An 18,110-nucleotide genomic window follows, 5' to 3' on the forward strand; every position below is an offset into this window, starting at 1 on the left:
AATCACCCCATAAATCATGTGAGCTTGTATGAAATTATCCATCAATCGTGAGTTGTTAATCAAAGCCATCAACATGGTGGTCAAGGCGGCGGATAAGCGCCATCGCTTTGTTATTTTAGGTAATATCAAGCTGGTGCTTGAAGAGGGGTGTTTGACACTGACAGCATCGGATTTGGAGCTTGAGCTGACCACGCGGTTTACCATCCCATCGGGTGCTTGTATTTTGGCAGGCAGCACCACTTTGCCAGCTGAGATGTTTTTTAATATCTGTAAATCATTGTCGGCTGACACGGTGACGATCGATGCGCCCGAGAACACAAGCCGCTGTGTGATCACCAGTGGCAAAGGCCGCTATACGCTAAGCAGTTTGCCTGCCCAAGATTTTCCAAGCATTGGCGCTGCATTGCCATCGACGGTGGTGAAGATCAGTCAAGGCGATTTGACCAGCCTCATCCATCATACGCGGTTTGCGATGGCGACCCAAGATGTGCGCCACTATCTGACGGGGATGTTGTTTGACATCAATGATAGCAAGCTTACCGCGGTCGCCACCGATGGCCATCGTCTGGCCGTGGCGCATCGCTTATTGTCTGATAGCTATCAGGCCAATCAGGTGATCATCCCTGGTAAGGCGGTGGCTGAGCTTGAGCGTTTATTACTGGAGCTTGCCAAGACCACAGAGGATGCTACGATTGTTGAGCTTGGGTTTGATGCTGAGTTTTTGCATGTTGGCTTGACACTCAGTGATGAGGAGACGGATGCGGTGCTTGAGGTGAGCTTGTCGGCGCGTCTGATCGAGGGCAAATTCCCTGACTATCGCCGCGTGTTACCGACCAATAACATCAATGCTGCCAATTTTAATAAAGATGAAGCCATGGATGTGCTAAGACGCATCTCGGTGCTAAACAGTAAAGCCAATCCTGGGGTGCTGCTTAACTTTGATACTACCGATCAATGCAAAATCAGCGTCAGCGACAAAGGTGAGGGTGAAGCTGAAGAGGTGCTGGGTGTGCAGCATGAGGGCGATGTGATTGAGCTGATTTTTAATGAAGCCTATCTGCGTGCTGTTTTGAGTGTGCTTGAAGGTGAAGTCCGTATGGAGATGAATCAGCCAAGCTCGCCGGTGCTGATCTATCAAGTGGGTGATGATCTGCATCAGTACATCATCATGCCGATGCGCCTATAGGATGCAACCTGAGTGATCCAGCAGCTAAACATTCATAAACTGCGCAATCTTGGGCAGGCTGAGCTGACTTTGGCACGATGCAATTTGATCATCGGCGCCAATGGCAGTGGCAAAACATCGCTATTAGAGGCGGTGTTTTTGTTGTCTCGGGGTAAAAGTTTTCGCCATCATGAGCCGCGCCGCTATATCCGCCATCACGAATCTGACTGCACCATCTGGGCAAAAACCTTCGGTGATCCTAGCAATACTTTGGCGATCCAAAAAAAGCTCGATACGCAAGGCAAGTCAGACACGCTGCTGCGTTTTAATGGTCAGACAGCTGCCAGCCAAAGTGTGCTTAGCTTTCAGCTGCCGACTTTATTGATCGATCCTGTTGGGATGAGCCTGCTTGATGAGGGCAGTGGCACGCGCCGCCAGCTGCTTGATTGGCTGGTGTTTCACATGAAACCTGAATTTTATCAGCAGTGGCTACAATACCAAAGACTGCTCAAGCAGCGAAATAGTTTATTAAAACAGCCCAGTATCCAACATCGTCTTAATGAGCTTTTGGCTTGGGATGGGCAGTTATCTTATTTTGCCCACGCCCTGCACGAGCATCGCCAAGAGATTTTTTTGGCGTGGGAGACTCATTTTCAGCAAATGCTCGGCCTGCTACTGCCTGAATATCAACACAGCTTAAGCTTGCAGTATGTGGCTGGATTTGACACCAAAAATCCTCTGATCGATACACTGCGATCGCGCATCGATCAGGATATTGAATTGGGATATACACGCATCGGTGCGCATCGTGCTGATGTGTCGGTGCTGTTCAAATCCACCAACGACCAAGGTCAAAAGATCCGCGAACAAGCCACACACATCTTATCCCGCGGTGAAAAAAAGCTATTAATTACCGCATTAAAGCTGTCACAGTTACAGCTGATCTGCAATGCCATCAGTCACTCAAATAGCGACGCCACATTCCCCGTGGTATTGATCGACGATATCGATGCTGAGCTGGATAACGCTGCGATGCAGATCCTGCTACAGACAGCGTTATCATTACCTTGTCAACTGATCATCACCAGTTTAACTACTGACACGCATCACAAAATCTTAGATATCCTGAAACACTTGCCATCACACAACACCAGTGAGCAGGCGGCGTATCATATGTTTCATGTGGAACAAGGCCAATTTTTGCCGATGCATCAGCTTTGATGCTACTGTGACAAAATCCTTGCCAAAATCCACCAAAAAAGCAGCAACAAGTGCATCATGGTGCAAGCTGTCGCCCAAACAATAAATCCTGCAGCTACTTGTTAGCACACTGACTTTTTATAAAAAAAATGCTATAATATGGTGGTTTTTATTCCTGCTTTGGATGATGATCAGCCAAGCACCCGTTTTAAGGATTACCCATGACCGACACCATCAACCAAAACCAGCACACTGGCGGTGATGCCTATACCGCCAAAAATGTCCGAGTACTGCGTGGACTTGAGGCGGTGCGTGTCCGCCCTGGTATGTACATCGGTGATACTGATGACGGTACAGGCTTGCATCACATGGTCTTTGAGGTGGTGGATAATGCCATCGATGAGGCATTGGCAGGTCATTGTGATGAGATCAATATCATCGTGCATGATGATGAATCGGTATCGGTGATGGATAATGGTCGTGGTATCCCTGTGGATATCCATCCCGAAGAAGGTGTGTCAGCGGCTGAAGTCATCATGACGGTGCTACACGCTGGCGGTAAGTTTGATGATAATTCCTACAAGGTCTCAGGTGGTCTGCATGGCGTAGGCGTCTCGGTGGTCAATGCCTTGTCTAAGAAGCTTGTGCTCAACATTTGGCGTGATGGCTATGCACACAGCCAAAGCTACACCGATGGCGTAGCAGATGCACCACTTGCCAAGCTTGAGCCATCGACTCAGACAGGGACGCAGGTGCGTTTTTATCCAAGCTTTGAGATTTTTAAGGGTGTGACGACCTTTGATTATGACACCCTTGCCAAGCGTCTGCGTGAGCTATCCTTCCTAAACTCTGGCGTGCGTATCGTACTGACAGACGAACGCACAGGCACCACCGAGGTGTTTGAGCATAAAGGTGGTTTGTCGGAGTTTGTCAATTATATCAATGGTGGCAAGCAGACACTGAATGACATTTTTCATTTCACCGCCGATGGCGCTGAGGGTATCGGTGTGGAAGTGGCACTACAATGGTCGGACAGCTACAACGAAAAAGTACTGTGCTTTACCAATAACATCCCCCAAAAAGACGGTGGCACGCACTTGTCAGGCTTTCGTTCGGCACTGACACGCTGCCTAAACGCCTATATGGACTCAGAAAATATCGCCAAAAAAGAAAAGGTACAAGTCACTGGCGATGATGCTCGCGAAGGTCTGACCGCCATCATCTCAGTCAAAGTGCCTGATCCAAAATTCAGCTCACAAACCAAAGATAAGCTTGTCTCAAGTGAAGTCAAATCAGTGGTTGAGACCACCATGCACGAACGCTTGTCTGAATATCTGCTCGAAAATCCAGCTGCTGCCAAGTCCATCGCCGCCAAGATCATCGATGCTGCCCGTGCTCGTGACGCTGCTCGCAAGGCGCGTGAAATGACGCGCCGCAAAAGCTCGCTGGACATTGCAGGCTTGCCAGGTAAATTGGCGGACTGCCAAGAAAAAGATCCTGCATTATCCGAACTATTCATTGTCGAGGGTGACTCGGCGGGTGGTAGTGCTAAGCAGGGTCGCAATCGTAAGATGCAGGCGATTTTGCCGCTGAAGGGTAAGATTTTGAATGTCGAGCGAGCTCGATTTGATAAGATGCTCTCAAGTGCCGATGTGGGTACGCTGATCACTGCACTGGGCACAGGTATTGGCCCTGATGAGTATAACCCTGATAAGATTCGCTATCACAAAATCGTCATCATGACTGACGCTGATGTCGATGGTTCGCACATCCGCACACTGCTTTTGACATTCTTCTTCCGTCAAATGCCTGAGCTGATTGAGCGTGGCTATATCTATATCGCTCAGCCACCACTGTATAAGGTTAAGCGTGGCAAGCAAGAGGTGTATCTCAAAGATGGCGAGGCGTTGGACTCTTATTTGTTGTCTTCAACCATTGATGATCATCAGCTGTTTTTGAGCAAAGATACGCCTGCCATCACTGGTGTGGCACTTGAAAAGCTACTCAAAGACTACAGCCAAAGCCAAGTGGTCAAAAATCGCTTGCAGGGCAAATACCCATCTGAGTTGCTTGATGCACTGACCTTTATTCCGAAGTTTGACACCACCGCCACAGGCGATCGTGATGCGATGCAGGCTTGGGCAGATGTGCTGCAGGCGAAGCTGTCTGAACTTGCACCGAAGCTTGAACCATCGGTTGAGCTTGCCGAAGTGACAGGTACTGAGTCCGAAAGTACTGGTCAGTGGCTACCACGAGTGACGATTTATATGCACCGCTTGCCGCAGCATTATCTGCTGGATTTGGGCTTTTTGGGTTCATCAGACTATGCACGCCTACTACGCCTAAGTGGTGAGTGGAATACCGTGCTGACTGATGACGCGTTCTTGCGCCGTGGTGATAAAGACAGTGCTATTAAAGATTTTCACCACCTGTGGGAGCAGCTGATGCAGGCGGCTCGTCGTGGCGTCGATGTTCAGCGTTACAAGGGCTTGGGTGAGATGAATAAGGAGCAGCTGTGGGAAACCACCATGGATCCTGAAAATCGCCGTATGCTCAAAATCACCATTGAAGATGCTATCAAAGCTGATCATCTGTTCAGCTGTCTGATGGGTGATGATGTCGAGCCACGCCGTATCTTTATCGAAGAAAACGCCCTAAATGCAGACATCGATGCGTGATTAGCCAGTATTGCCCGACGAGATGTTGGGCATTCTTTATCTTTTACATTTTAACCATTTGATCATTTGCCATCATCTTTTACCATTGCAGGAAAGACCATGACCAACATCACCACCGATCGTATTTTGATTTTAGACTTTGGCTCACAATATAGCCAACTGATTGCCCGCCGAGTGCGTGAAGCAGGCGTATATTCTGAAATGTATGCTTATGATATGTCAGCAGATGACATCAAAGCCTTTAATCCAAAAGGCATTATCTTATCAGGGGGGCCTGAAAGTGTCCATATCGAGGGTAGCCCACGAGCACCGGAAATTGTCTTTAACTTAGGCGTACCAGTACTCGGTATTTGCTATGGTTTTCAGACCATGGCTGAACAATTGGGCGGAAAAGTCGAGGCAGGTGATGTGCATGAATTTGGCTATGCAGAAATTAACATCACCCATCAAGATAGCCTACTGAGCAAAGTCGGCGATGAAAAAAATCAATCTCAAGTGTGGATGAGCCATGGCGATAAAGTGGTGCGTTTACCTGAAGGGTTTAGCGTAACATCAAGCACGCCAAGCTGTCCTTATGCATCTGCTAGTGATGAAACCCGTCAATTTTATGGCGTACAATTTCACCCAGAAGTCACGCATACTACTAAAGGTACAGAATTGATTTCAAACTTTGTACATATTATTTGTGGTTGTGGTAATGCGTGGAATTCAGAAAATATTATTGAATTACGCATTAAACAACTCCAAGAGCAAATTGGCGACCAAAAAGTATTGCTAGGTTTATCAGGCGGTGTCGATTCATCGGTAGTAGCGGCATTATTACACCGTGCCATTGGCGACCAATTAACCTGTGTTTTTGTGGATAATGGCTTATTGCGTCTCAATGAAGGCGACCAAGTCATGCAGATGTTTAGCGACAACATGGGGATTCGTGTCATTCGTGCCGATGCCGAAGATCGTTTCTTAACAGCACTATCTGGCGTAACTGACCCTGAAGCTAAACGCAAAATTATTGGTCGTGAATTTATTGAAGTATTTAGCGAGGAAGCCCGAAAATTAGATGGCGTAAAATTCTTAGCACAAGGCACGATTTACCCAGATGTGATTGAGTCAGCAGCCAGCAAACAAGGCAAAGCTCATGTGATTAAATCCCATCATAATGTGGGCGGATTACCTGATGATTTGGCATTTGAACTTGTTGAGCCACTTCGTGATTTATTTAAAGATGAAGTGCGTAAACTTGGCGTGGCACTTGGCATTCCACATCATATGATTTATCGTCATCCATTCCCAGGCCCGGGTTTAGGTGTGCGTATTTTAGGCGAAGTGAAAAAAGAATATGCGGATATTTTGCGCCTTGCTGATGATATTTTTATGCAGGAGCTGCGTGCGTCTGGTTGGTATGATAAAACTGCCCAAGCTTTTGCCGTGTTCCAACCTGTAAAATCTGTTGGTGTGGTGGGTGATGGCAGACGTTATGCGTGGGTGATTGCGCTTCGTGCTGTTGAAACGGTAGATTTTATGACCGCTCGTTTTGCTCACCTGCCGTATGAGCTTGTTGATAAAATCTCAACTCGTATTATGAACGAAATTAAAGATGTTTCTCGTGTCGTTTATGATGTGAGTAGTAAACCGCCTGCAACGATTGAGTGGGAATGATTATTTCACTTAACATAAAAAATCGCTCAAAATTTTGGGCGATTTTTTGTTCATCATCAAAGTGTCACAAAGCTGACCTTAGATTGCCATCAAATCAACATAGTTTCGTCATAATCCTTTGCTAAAATCCTGACAGTCTTTGAAAACAACATAAGGATTTTTTATGAAAAATCGTGTGATGATTGGTTTGTTTATGGGTTGTTTGTCTGTGTCTGCGATGGCTGAAGTACCCAAAGCAACATTGACAGGCTTTGCCAAACTGGATGTAGAAACTTATGCCGCAGGGCCTGTGTCAGGTAGTGCGGTGAAGGCAGCCAATGGCATTGCACCGCCCTTTAAAGCTCAACCAGTTCAGGGCTTTTCAGGCGCCTTAAAAAACAGCGATGGTAGCTATACGGTACTTGCTGATAATGGCTTTGGCGCCAAGGACAATTCGGCAGATTTTTTGCTGAGAATTTATCAGATATCAATGGATTTTCGCACTCAAACAGGCGGCACAGGCGCGGTAAAAGTGCTTAATCACATCCAACTAAAGGATCCCAAGCGCTTGATTCCCTTTGAAATTGTTCATCAAAATACAGCCGAGCGTCTGCTGACAGGTGCTGATTTTGATCCTGAATCGATTCAGCAAGCCGCTGATGGCAGTTATTGGGTAGGCGAAGAATTTGGGCCTTATTTATTGCATTTTGATAAAAATGGCGTACTCTTACAAGCACCGATTGCCTTGCCCGATCCTTATCAGACAGGTCGTATACTGCATTCGCCACAAAATCCATTGATTGGCGATGCGGCTACTGCCACCGTGCAACGCAGTGGTGGTTTTGAGGGAATGGCCAAATCGGCTGATGGCAAATTTTTATATCCTATGTTAGAAAAACCACTGACCGATGCCAAAGGCAAGCAGCTATTGATTTTCCAATTTGATATTGATAAAAAAGCCTACACGGGTAATTATTATATCTTTGAATTAGATGCGCGTGCCACAGCCATTGGGGATTTTCAAATGATCGATGAGCGCTCGGGGATTTTGATTGAAAGAGATGATAGTGAAAACCAGCTGGATGGCTATAAAAAACTGGTTCGCATCACATTAGGTGGGTCAGGTGAAGTGGTTCGGCGTACAGATGTGGTGGATTTGATGAATATTCACAATCCGCATCGGTTGTATGGAGCCGCACGCGCAGGCGATATCGGCGTCAGTGAGAGATTTGCTTTTCCGTTTTTTACCATTGAAGATGTGATCATTGAAGATGCGTATATGCTAACGGTGTTTAATGACAATAACTTTCCCAGCTCGTCGGGGCGCAATGCCAATTTGGCAGATGATAATGAGATGATTCAGATCAAATTACATTATCCTTTATATTAACTTTTGATTATGGCAGTTAATACAACCATCTAAAGCCACCATTTCTATGGTGGTTTTTTTTGAACTGCTGTTGAATAGCAACAATCCAGCAACTTTAAATAGCAAATGTTATAAAAATGTCAAAAAATATATCATTCCTTGTAATCGAAATGGGTTTTGGCTATGATACATCATCATTTTTAATTCAACATGCTAAAAACAGCATTGACCAAGGGTAAATCCCGAGGAGATTTTATGAAAAAATTACTACTGGCCAGCACCGCCCTGCTTGTGCTATCTGCCCAAGCTGCCACTGTGACTTATTATGGTGATAAATTTCATGGTCGCAAGACTGCCAATGGCGAGCGTTTTAATCAAAATGCCATGACCTGCGCGAGTAATACCCATAAATTTGGCACACACCTAAAAGTCACTAATACCGCTAATGGCAAATCAGTTGTCTGCCGTGTGAACGACCGTGGCGGTTTTAGCAAATATGGCGTGACTTTGGACTTATCAAAAGGCGCGTTTGCTCAGATTGCCCCGCTAAGCCAAGGCCGCGCGCGCGTTACCATCGAGACAGTTAGTGGTGGTACAGCAGCAGCCCAAACGCCAGCCAGCACTTTGGCTCAGGATGCTTTGGTTGCCCAACAAGTTGCCGAAGCATTATCTAAAGTCGAAACTGTGACCACGCAGCGCACGCAGACCATCACTTTGGCAGCTAATGTCTCAGCGACCGAATGATGACAGACATTATTATAGCCACTGACATCATCGTCGGCACCGGTAAAACAGCTGTCAAAGGTGCACTGATTGTCACTGAATACACCGGTAAGCTTGAAGATGGCACGGTGTTTGATTCATCCATCAGTCGTGGGCGTGCCTTTGAGTGTGTCATCGGCACAGGCCGTGTGATTAAGGGCTGGGATATGGGTGTGCTTGGCTTTAGTACAGATGATGTGGTTGTCGCACCGATGCAAGTTGGCGGTAAACGACAGCTAATCGTCCCTGCACATCTGGCATATGGTGAGCGTACGGTGGGTAAGATTCCGCCGAATTCGACGCTGTATTTTGAGATTGAGCTCTTAGAAGTGCGTACGCGTGATGACTGATGTGAAGCCGAGCATCCAAAAGGGTGTCTATCGGCATTATAAGGGCAATTTGTACCAAGTGGTTGATGTGGTGCGTCATAGCGAAACGCTTGACTGGTTGGTGCTGTATCATCCGCTGTATGGTGATTTGTCAGAGCAATCGACTCTATGGGTACGCCCTTTTGAGATGTTTGTACAGATGCTTGAGCAAGGGGGTGAGTGCGTTCCCCGCTTCGCCTATGTGGGGGATGATGTGTGAATGCGTATTACATCCACGAAAACTATAGCCCCAACCCCAAAAGCTTGCTATAATATTGATAGCAAGCTTTTTAACATTTTATGGCATTTTTAACATCGAAATGATCGATATTAAAGGTGCTTTTTCTTTTAGATTTTGGCATACAAAACCAAAGCCATGTCCACAGGAGTAAGCTTTTGTGATTAAGATTGATCAATATTTTGACCAAGCCCAATGGCAAAAATTCACCCAGGCGGCAGCAGGCGAAGAAACGCCACTACTGGTCGTGGATCTTAGCCGTATCAAGACCAAATATGAAGAGATGGTCAGTCTATTTCCTAAAGCAAAAATTCACTACGCGATGAAAGCTAGTCCTGCGGTGGAAGTGGTCAAATATTTGGCGGATTTGGGATCAAACTTTGACTGCGCATCTATCTATGAGCTCGATCGTGTGCTCGACTGTGGTGTATCGCCAGATCGCATCTCATATGGCAACACCATCAAAAAAGCTGAGCATGTTAAGTATGCCTTCGAAAAAGGCATCACATTGTACGCCACAGATTCTAAAGCAGATCTAATCAATATTGCCAACAACGCCCCTGGCTCAAAAGTCTTTGTGCGTATCTTGGTACATGGTGCTGACACTGCCGAATGGCCACTGTCTCGCAAGTTTGGTTGCCATCCTGATATGGCGATCGACTTGTTGGTGCAAGCCAAAAACCTGGGCCTGATTCCGTATGGCATCTCATTTCATGTCGGTAGCCAACAAAAAGATGTCGCAGCGTGGGATGATGCGCTTGCCAAGGTCAAATATATGTTTGACTGGATGAAATACGAAGAAGACATCAAGCTACAGATGATCAATCTGGGTGGCGGTTTCCCAACCAACTACATCAGTGAAGTGAACCCTGTGCGTGTCTATGCTGAAGAGATTCATCGCTATTTATCCGAAGACTATGATGAGGATGAGATGCCTGAGATTATCCTAGAGCCAGGCCGCTCGATGGTGGGTGATAGTGGCGTACTGGTCTCAGAAGTGGTGCTCATCAGCCGCAAATCTCGCACGGATTTGACTCGTTGGGTCTATACCGATGTTGGGCTATTCCAAGGCTTGATTGAGACCTTGGGTGAAGCCATCAAATACCCTGTTTATACCCCAAAAATGGAAACTGCCACCGAAAAAGGCACGGTCATCCTAGCAGGCCCGACCTGTGATAGTACCGACATCATGTACGAACACGCTGGCTATAAACTGCCACAAGATTTGGAAATCGGCGATAAGTTGTATTGGCTCACCACGGGTGCTTATACCAACTCGTATTCATCGGTAGAATTTAACGGTTTTCCGCCCTTAAAGGTCAAATACATCGAGTGATGTTTCACATGAAACAGTCTTGTGTGAAACAGGTGAACAAGCACCAAAGCCCCAAGCGTTTATTCATCGGTGGATGCTTGGCATGACAAGCTGTACTGTAGCAAGCAGTTGACAGCACAGTGAGTCGCACGGCAATATAGCCAGCAGTCCTTACTAACACTAAGTATCACAGAGTGAGTTATGAAATTTTCAAAATTCGGTCAAAAATTCACTAAAGACAGTGCCATCTTGCAACTGATGGATGATCTAGGCAATGCGCTCAATAGTGACAAGCCAGTCAATATGCTGGGCGGTGGCAATCCTGCCAGTATCCCTGAGCTAAATGCCGTGTATCAAGAGACACTTGAATCAGTGGTGGCAGATGCATTTGCACTTGATAGTGTGGGGAATTATTCCAATCCGCAGGGTGATACCAAGTTTATCAATACCTTGGTTGAATTTTTTAATCGTCATTATGGTTGGGCGTTGACCTGTGACAATATCGCCTTGACCAACGGCTCACAAAATGCGTTCTTTTATCTGTTTAATCTATTTGCTGGTCAGTTTGCAGATGGGACAGATAAAGCCATCTTATTGCCCTTGGCGCCTGAGTATGTCGGCTATGCTGATGTGCATATTGATGGCGTGCATTTTGTGGCTGTACCGCCAAATATTGAGCTGGTGACGCATGAAAATAATGAAGGATTTTTTAAGTATCGAGTAGATTTTGATGCTTTAGAAAATTTAGAAGAGTTAAAAAATGGCAAGATTGGTGCGATTTGCTGTTCTCGTCCAACCAATCCGACAGGCAATGTGCTGACCGATGATGAGATGGCAAGGCTTACTGCCATCGCCAAAAAATATGGCGTGCCGCTGATTGTCGATAATGCCTATGGGATGCCATTTCCAAATATCATCTATACCGACACCACGCTGTCGTGGGATCGTGATACAGTGCTGTGCTTTAGCTTATCAAAGGTGGGCTTGCCAGGCACTCGCACGGGGATTATCGTCGCGGATGCACCGATCATCAAGACCATCAGTAATATGAATGCCATCGTCAATCTTTCGCCAGTGCGTTTCGGGGCGACGGTGGCGACACCGTTATTTGCCGATGATCGCATCAAGACTTTGTCTGATATGGTAATCCAGCCATTTTATCAGGCGCAAGCCAGCCTTGCGGTATCACGACTACAGGCGGAGTTTGATGGCTATCCTGTCAAGATTCATAAACCAGAAGGGGCAATTTTCTTATGGGTGTGGTTTGAGAATTTACCGATTTCAACGACCGTGCTGTATCAGATGCTAAAAGAGCAAGGTACACTGATTATTCCATCTGAGCATTTCTTTGTTGGGGTGGATACCGCCAATTATCCGCACGCCAAAGAGTGTATCCGTCTATCCATCGCTCAGCCTGATGAGACCATCATCAAGGGCATCACGACCATCGGTGAGGTGGTGCGTCGACTGTATGATGGCGTGTGATTTTTAATAAGATCAGACAATGAAAAAGCAGCTGTGATGGCTGCTTTTTCGTATTCGGTGGGTGGAATTAGAAATAATAACCCAATTTCATGCCATAGCCGATGTAGTTGCCATCATCGATTTTGGCGACGGTTTGGCCACCATGCACGATGTCACCGCCATCGATCCATGCATACTGCACACCGCCTGAGATGGCAAGCTGCGGCACAGGCTTGTATTGGGCACCGAGTGCCACTGATTTGACGGCATCATAAGGGCCAAGTGCACTAAGCGGCTGGCCTGTGCCATGATCATAGCCGATGCGTACCTCGCCGGCAAGCTTCGGCGTAAACTCACGAGCCAGTGCCATCTCGATCGCATAGCCGTCTTTATTATAAGCTGCCAAAGGTTCGCCATTGGTCTGGCTGCCGATGGTCTGTGCGTATAAAGTTGGTGTCACCGAAAAGGCCGACCAATCGACCCAGCGAGCGTTGATCATGCCCAGTAGGCGATGTTTTTCGCTTAAGCCAGTTTGAAAATCCAGACTCACCGACTGCGGCATGGTCAGACTTACCGATGTCGGGGCGATGATTTCACCTTGACCGATGGCATCCAAAGCAGGCGCGACAAAGCGTTCGGTAACAGGCGTGCGATACTTGGTCTCGCCACGATAGGTGAGACTGGCTCGTAGGGCGATTTCTGGTTTTTCATAAGCGATACCAACGACAGGAGCAAGCTCGGTGTCCGTCTTATCGGCGTGTAGCGAGTACTGCACAGGCATCACAGGATCGGATGAAAAGCCCATCGCATACAGCGGATTGTCGCCATAGCTTGCGACATTGACATCGGCTTTGATTTGCTCAGCGGATACACCGCCATACAGCCAGAGGTTATTTTTGGTTTTGCCGCCAGCCAGTAGGGTGAGATTTTTTGAGCTTAAGTTGGCGGATGTGACGCCCAAGTCATTGGCAAAAAAGTTGCCCGATGGATACTGGGTGTTGATTGCCCAAGGTTCGCTGTACAATAAGGCGATGGCGGTGTCGTCCGTGGGAGCGATTTTTACAGCCGCTGACCCAAAGCTAAAGCCATCCATCATATCATCGATCGGCCGACCCATCAGATCCACGCCTTTGATGTCAGGATCGACATGAGCATAGCTGATCTCGGCATAATTGCCTTTTTCAAAAAATGGTGCAATAGACTGGCTGGACTGCTCAAGCCCTGATGCCAAGCTTGGGCTTGTGATGGTGGCGATCGCCACAGCCAATAGTGAGTGGGTAAAATGACGCTGTTTCATATAACCTCCTTGTTTATTAGACTGGGTTTTGCTGAATTTAACACTCAGCAGCTCAATGATCAACGAAGCCATAAGCCATCCGATGGCTTTGTACTATAAATTAGCATATTTTAATAAAAATGCAAAGGCATTTGATGGCTTATCCGATGAATTTTTGGTGTAGCCAAGTATTTAAAAACACCTTATTTGGATCATACTGTTCCCGTATTGCCATAAATTTGGGTAAATCAGGATACAGCTTAGCCAGCTCGTGATGATCAAGCTTAAGCACCTTACCCCAGTGTGGTCTGCCCGACCATGGCTGCATGAATGTTTTAACCCAATCAAAATACGGTCGGCTATCAATGCCTCGATACACATGAAATGACAGCACCACGCAGTCGCACCCTTGGGTAGGACTCAAAAATCCCGCCTCGCCCTTGATGGTGCGTACTTCGATGGGAAAGTGTGAGCCTTTGGTGTCATCAAGCAGGGCATCATTGATGGCAGTGATCGCTTTGGGGAAATCTTCATAGCGGATGAAATATTCGCTTTCGTCGAATACCACGCCACGCGGCTTTGGGAAGACTTCATAGCTTAAGCCTTGGCGGATGGTGTTGGGAATGTTATCGGCTGACAGCTTGCTCACGGTTTTGATGAATTTGGGGTGTTTGCGAGCCAATTCACTCATCAAATAAAACGCACCATTGAGCACAATGACGCTTTCAAAGCGGTCTTTGACTTTTTGCCATTGGCTCATGGTGGCAGGCGTGGTGGGTGTTAGCGTCTTTTTTTGTAGTTTATTGGTGCCAGGGAATAAAAACCACTCCATGTGGCGATGGTTTTTGACATCTTGATCAAAGCTTGCCAAGCCATCAACAAAGCTCATCGTGCAGCTTTGTTCTTTTAGCCCATATAATGGCACGACTTTTAGGGTAAGTTTGGTAAAAATCCCCAAAAGCCCAAGGCTGACTGTCAAAGCGGCGCTGAGCTCATCCTCACCACGGCGATGATGATGTAGCTGACCTGTGCCATCGACCCACTCCCACGCCACCACCTGTGATGACACCGAGCCAAGGCTAATCCCTGTGCCGTGCGTGCCAGTCGCCACTGCCCCTGCCAGGCTTTGAAACTGGATATCGCCCATATTTTCTAGGGCAAAGCCATGCTGTGCTAACATATCGCCAATTTCATACAGATAAGTCCCAGCCCACAAGGTCACTTCACGGGCAGCTGCATCAATACTGACCAAGCCACGCAGATGGTGTAGGCTGATGGCGATCTCTTCAGGCTGTGCCACGGGGCTAAATGAGTGGGCAGCACCTGTCACTCGGATGCGTTTGCCTGTCGTATTGGCCTGTTTGACGATATCACACAGCTCATCGATGGTGGAAGGGGTGAGTTTTTGGGCAGGCGTGGCCTTGACATAGCCAACCCAGTTTTGCCAGTGCTTATCTTGTTGCCAGTTTTTTAGTGAAAACATTGTCCTTCTCCCCGATATGTCCGTATGTGCCCGATGGGCTGATTATTACGATAAGTGATGAGATCATTAAAGCGTTCGCACAGCTCGCCTGCCTTGGCGTGCTGTAGCCAAATATGGCTGCCGATGCTGGGCGGTGAACCCTTGGCTATCAGCGGCGTCTGTACTTCGCCAAAGCCTTCATCCGTCAAAATCTCAAGCTGTGGTGGATGGATGATCTTGGGCAGTTTGTCCCGTCCCATCGCTCCCGATGCCACCAAGCCGCCACCATGAGCGACGATCACGGTGTCTTCAGGATGGCGAGTGACTGGCAGCACAAAGCCTGCCGCTGGTCGAAACCCTGCCATGCTGTCCATATAGCCAAATAAGGCAGGATAATAATATGCCGAGCCTACGGTGATCTCGGTGATCTCAGGCTGACTGGTGGTAAATGCCATGCTGCCGCTGCCACCGCCATTGACGATGGTGAGCGGATGGCCGTTTTGATTGAGCCAGTGTACGATGTCTTGGCGGCGGGTGGCGAGCTGTTTTTTGGAGAAAGATTTTAATAGGCGGATGATGGGCGTGAGCATCGCTTTATCAGGCAGATGCTCGGGCAGCCCTGCGATTTGACCTTCATAGCCCATCAAGCCAACAAGCTTGGTATGGCTCATTGTTTTGGTGTGATTTATTAGGTCTTGTACTTGAGACAGTGTGATCAACGACGAGCGCTTGGTGCCAAAATACAGCTTGGGCAGCGGCATGGACATATTGATATCCAGACACACCGACAGCACCACGCCGTGCTGTCTGCCGATCTCATCAAGCAGCCGCCACTGTTCCAGCCGATCCACCATCCACACCATACTCGCCCCTTGTGCGACAAAGGGCAGTGTCTGAATGATGCTCGCTGTATCGATGCTTGGATAAGCACATAAGATGTCATCAAAGCCTTGAGCGAGTAGATACGCCGACTCAGCAGCGCTGTAGCTCATGATGCCCACAAAATGCGGCGTGCGTTCACGGATATAGTGCAGTGCTTCGATACTGCGGATGGATTTGCTGGCGATGCGTAGCCTAACTTTGGCGGTCATCTGATTGACCCGCTCGATATTGGCATCCAGCGCATCCAAATCCAGCCACGCTGATGGAGAGACAGGGGGTGTGATGTGTGCAAAATCCATATTTGCTGTCCTGTGTTTCATTCCGTGTGCGATTATCTTAGCATTGATTAATGGCTAAATAAAGCATAAATTTTGCACAAAAAAACAGGCTTTTGATGAATCAAAAGCCTGCTGTCAGCTAAGCTTGGGTGAATCACTTCACCGCAGCGATCACCATGACTTCGACAAGCCAGTTTGGATTGACCAAATCTGCTTGGATGGTCGCGCGCACAGGCGGTGTCGTGCCAGCGACCCATGCTTTCCATTCACTGTTAAAGCCTTCAAAATCGGCTAGGTTTTTGATGAATACCTGTGCTGATAGCAAGTGATGCTTATCAGTGCCTGCTTGTGCCAGTGCCTTGTCGATATTGGCAAGCACTTGACGGGTTTGACCTTGGATGTCTAGGCTGTCATCATCAGGTACTTGACCTGCCAGATATACCACGCCATTATGCACGGCGACTTCACTAAGCACTTCATTGCTGTCAAATTTTTGGATGCTTGTCATAAAAATATCCTTGTGTGTTGAGAAATGTATGGAAAGATTAAGACGATGAGCCATAGCGTGCCAATGACAGCCCATCAAGGCTAATCGCAGGCGTCTGCTCGGTGATGATATCGCTAATCAGCTTGCCTGAACCACATGACATCGTCCAGCCGAGCGTGCCATGACCTGTGTTCAGATATAGGTTATTAAGGTCAGTTTTGCCGATGATTGGTGTGCCATCTGGCGTCATCGGACGCAGACCTGTCCAAAAGCTGGCATTTGGCAAATCGCCACCGCTGAACAAATCATCGCAGACCATCTCAAGCGTCTCACGGCGGGATTGATTGAGTCCTAGGTTGAAGCCTGACAGCTCCGCCATACCGCCGACACGGATGCGATTATCAAAGCGAGTGATGGCGATTTTATAAGTCTCATCCAGCACGGTCGATACTGGCGCATTATCCGCATCGATGATTGGCACGGTGAGCGAATAACCCTTGACTGGATAAACAGGTAGCGACAGACCAAGCGTCTTTGCCATCGCACGAGAATAGCTGCCGAGTGCCAACACATACGCATCTGCTGTCATCGACTCGCCATTGACCACGATGCCTGTGATGCGACTACCATCAGTGCTGATGCTGTCGATGGTGCTGTTAAATAGGAATTTGACGCCTAAGTTTTCGGCGATTTTGGCAAGATTTTTGGTGAATAGATTGCAGTCGCCAGTTTCGTCATTGGGCAGACGCAGACCGCCGAGCAGTTCGGATTTGGCACGAGCCAGCGCAGGTTCTGCTTTGACCAAGCCATCATGGTCAAGCAGCTCATACGCTACGCCATAGTCCTTGAGTACTTCGATGTCATTGCCAACAGCGTCCAGCTGTGCTTGCTTGCGAAATAGCTGTAGCGTGCCGCCGGTGCGATGCTCATAGCTGATGCCAGTCTCAGCACGCAACGCCTGCAAGCAATCGCGACTGTATTCAGCGACTCGCACCATGCGAGCTTTGTTGGTGGCGTAGGATTTGTCATTGCAGTTGGCGAGCATTTGGCACATCCATTGTGCTTGAAATGACGAACCATCAGGACGAATGGCAAAAGGGGCGTGTTTTTGGAACAGCCATTTGATGGCTTTGGTGGGGATGCCAGGGGCTGCCCAAGGGGTAGAGTAGCCAGGGGAGATTTGTCCTGCGTTGCCAAAGCTGGTTTCTTCGGCGACATCATTTTGGCGTTCGATGACGGTCACATCCACGCCCTGTTTGGCAAGATAATAGGCAGAAGTGACGCCAATGACGCCGCCGCCAAGCACGAAAACTTTCATAAAATCGTCCTGATGAACCACAAAAACATTGATATGATAACAAGGAAAAATGACAACAACAAGCAAATAACTCGCCATGATGAAAATTTGGTGGTGTTTCAAAAAGTATGCTGAAACAAAGCAGGTTGAATTTTGATAAAATAGAGAAATGCGAATAACTCTAGAAATCAAATGTCCAACCTGCCTCAGTGACAGTATAAAGAAAAATGG

The 18,110-nt window shown here is 47.6% G+C and carries 15 protein-coding genes; 10 read left to right on the forward strand and 5 right to left on the reverse strand.

The window, feature by feature from the left end; all coding sequences use genetic code 11:
- Positions 1–28: 28 nt before the first annotated feature.
- The 10 genes from dnaN to AZ602_RS08975 all read left to right on the forward strand — a co-directional run bounded on the left by dnaN (position 29) and on the right by AZ602_RS08975 (position 12,218).
- Positions 29–1,186: a DNA polymerase III subunit beta gene (gene dnaN, locus AZ602_RS08930; RefSeq protein ID WP_103034602.1), complete on the forward strand. Its 1,158-nt coding sequence runs from the start codon at positions 29–31 to the stop codon at positions 1,184–1,186.
- A 12-nt stretch (positions 1,187–1,198) separates the two neighbouring features.
- Positions 1,199–2,386 (forward strand): DNA replication/repair protein RecF, encoded by a 1,188-nt coding sequence (locus AZ602_RS08935; RefSeq protein ID WP_103034603.1) that lies wholly within the window; start codon positions 1,199–1,201, stop codon positions 2,384–2,386.
- 200 nt (positions 2,387–2,586) lie between these two features.
- Positions 2,587–5,043 carry a DNA topoisomerase (ATP-hydrolyzing) subunit B gene (gene gyrB / locus AZ602_RS08940; RefSeq protein ID WP_103034604.1) on the forward strand — a complete coding sequence of 819 codons (2,457 nt, stop codon included), beginning with the start codon at positions 2,587–2,589 and terminating at the stop codon, positions 5,041–5,043.
- Between the two features lie 99 nt (positions 5,044–5,142).
- Complete coding sequence (guaA, locus tag AZ602_RS08945; protein WP_103034605.1) at positions 5,143–6,702, forward strand: glutamine-hydrolyzing GMP synthase; 1,560 nt, start codon at positions 5,143–5,145, stop codon at positions 6,700–6,702.
- Between the two features lie 178 nt (positions 6,703–6,880).
- Positions 6,881–8,071: an esterase-like activity of phytase family protein gene (locus AZ602_RS08950; protein WP_227525209.1), complete on the forward strand. Its 1,191-nt coding sequence runs from the start codon at positions 6,881–6,883 to the stop codon at positions 8,069–8,071.
- Positions 8,072–8,305: 234 nt separating this feature from the next.
- Positions 8,306–8,794: a septal ring lytic transglycosylase RlpA family protein gene (locus AZ602_RS08955; protein ID WP_103034607.1), complete on the forward strand. Its 489-nt coding sequence runs from the start codon at positions 8,306–8,308 to the stop codon at positions 8,792–8,794.
- Complete coding sequence (locus AZ602_RS08960; RefSeq protein ID WP_255409093.1) at positions 8,791–9,162, forward strand: FKBP-type peptidyl-prolyl cis-trans isomerase; 372 nt, start codon at positions 8,791–8,793, stop codon at positions 9,160–9,162. The genes AZ602_RS08955 and AZ602_RS08960 overlap by 4 nt, the downstream gene beginning before the upstream one ends.
- The gene (locus AZ602_RS08965; protein WP_103034608.1) at positions 9,155–9,400 is read left to right on the forward strand and encodes a DUF1653 domain-containing protein; all 246 of its coding nucleotides are present in this window, start codon (positions 9,155–9,157) and stop codon (positions 9,398–9,400) included. Before AZ602_RS08960 ends, AZ602_RS08965 begins: the two co-directional genes overlap by 8 nt.
- A 178-nt stretch (positions 9,401–9,578) precedes the next feature.
- A complete protein-coding gene (locus tag AZ602_RS08970; protein WP_103034609.1) occupies positions 9,579–10,754 on the forward strand; it encodes a type III PLP-dependent enzyme in 1,176 nt (391 codons plus the stop codon).
- Between the two features lie 180 nt (positions 10,755–10,934).
- The gene (locus tag AZ602_RS08975) at positions 10,935–12,218 is read left to right on the forward strand and encodes a valine--pyruvate transaminase (RefSeq protein ID WP_103034610.1); all 1,284 of its coding nucleotides are present in this window, start codon (positions 10,935–10,937) and stop codon (positions 12,216–12,218) included.
- Positions 12,219–12,285: 67 nt separating this feature from the next.
- Here the strand turns inward: AZ602_RS08975 and AZ602_RS08980 are convergent, their stop codons facing one another.
- The 5 genes from AZ602_RS08980 to AZ602_RS09000 form a co-directional block, all read right to left on the reverse strand.
- Positions 12,286–13,494, reverse strand: coding sequence for an outer membrane protein transport protein (locus AZ602_RS08980; RefSeq protein WP_103034611.1), 1,209 nt, complete (start codon positions 13,492–13,494; stop codon positions 12,286–12,288).
- A 139-nt stretch (positions 13,495–13,633) separates the two neighbouring features.
- Positions 13,634–14,956 (reverse strand): D-arabinono-1,4-lactone oxidase, encoded by a 1,323-nt coding sequence (locus tag AZ602_RS08985; protein WP_103034612.1) that lies wholly within the window; start codon positions 14,954–14,956, stop codon positions 13,634–13,636.
- Complete coding sequence (locus tag AZ602_RS08990; protein ID WP_103034613.1) at positions 14,944–16,116, reverse strand: alanine racemase; 1,173 nt, start codon at positions 16,114–16,116, stop codon at positions 14,944–14,946. The genes AZ602_RS08985 and AZ602_RS08990 overlap by 13 nt, the downstream gene beginning before the upstream one ends.
- Positions 16,117–16,249: 133 nt before the next feature.
- Positions 16,250–16,603 carry a RidA family protein gene (locus AZ602_RS08995; protein ID WP_103034614.1) on the reverse strand — a complete coding sequence of 118 codons (354 nt, stop codon included), beginning with the start codon at positions 16,601–16,603 and terminating at the stop codon, positions 16,250–16,252.
- A gap of 37 nt (positions 16,604–16,640) precedes the next feature.
- Complete coding sequence (locus AZ602_RS09000; RefSeq protein WP_103034615.1) at positions 16,641–17,900, reverse strand: D-amino acid dehydrogenase; 1,260 nt, start codon at positions 17,898–17,900, stop codon at positions 16,641–16,643.
- Positions 17,901–18,110: the final 210 nt, after the last annotated feature.

The sequence above is a fragment of the Moraxella sp. RCAD0137 genome, assembly GCF_002894025.1.
Classification (GTDB): Bacteria; Pseudomonadota; Gammaproteobacteria; order Pseudomonadales; family Moraxellaceae; genus Moraxella; species Moraxella porci.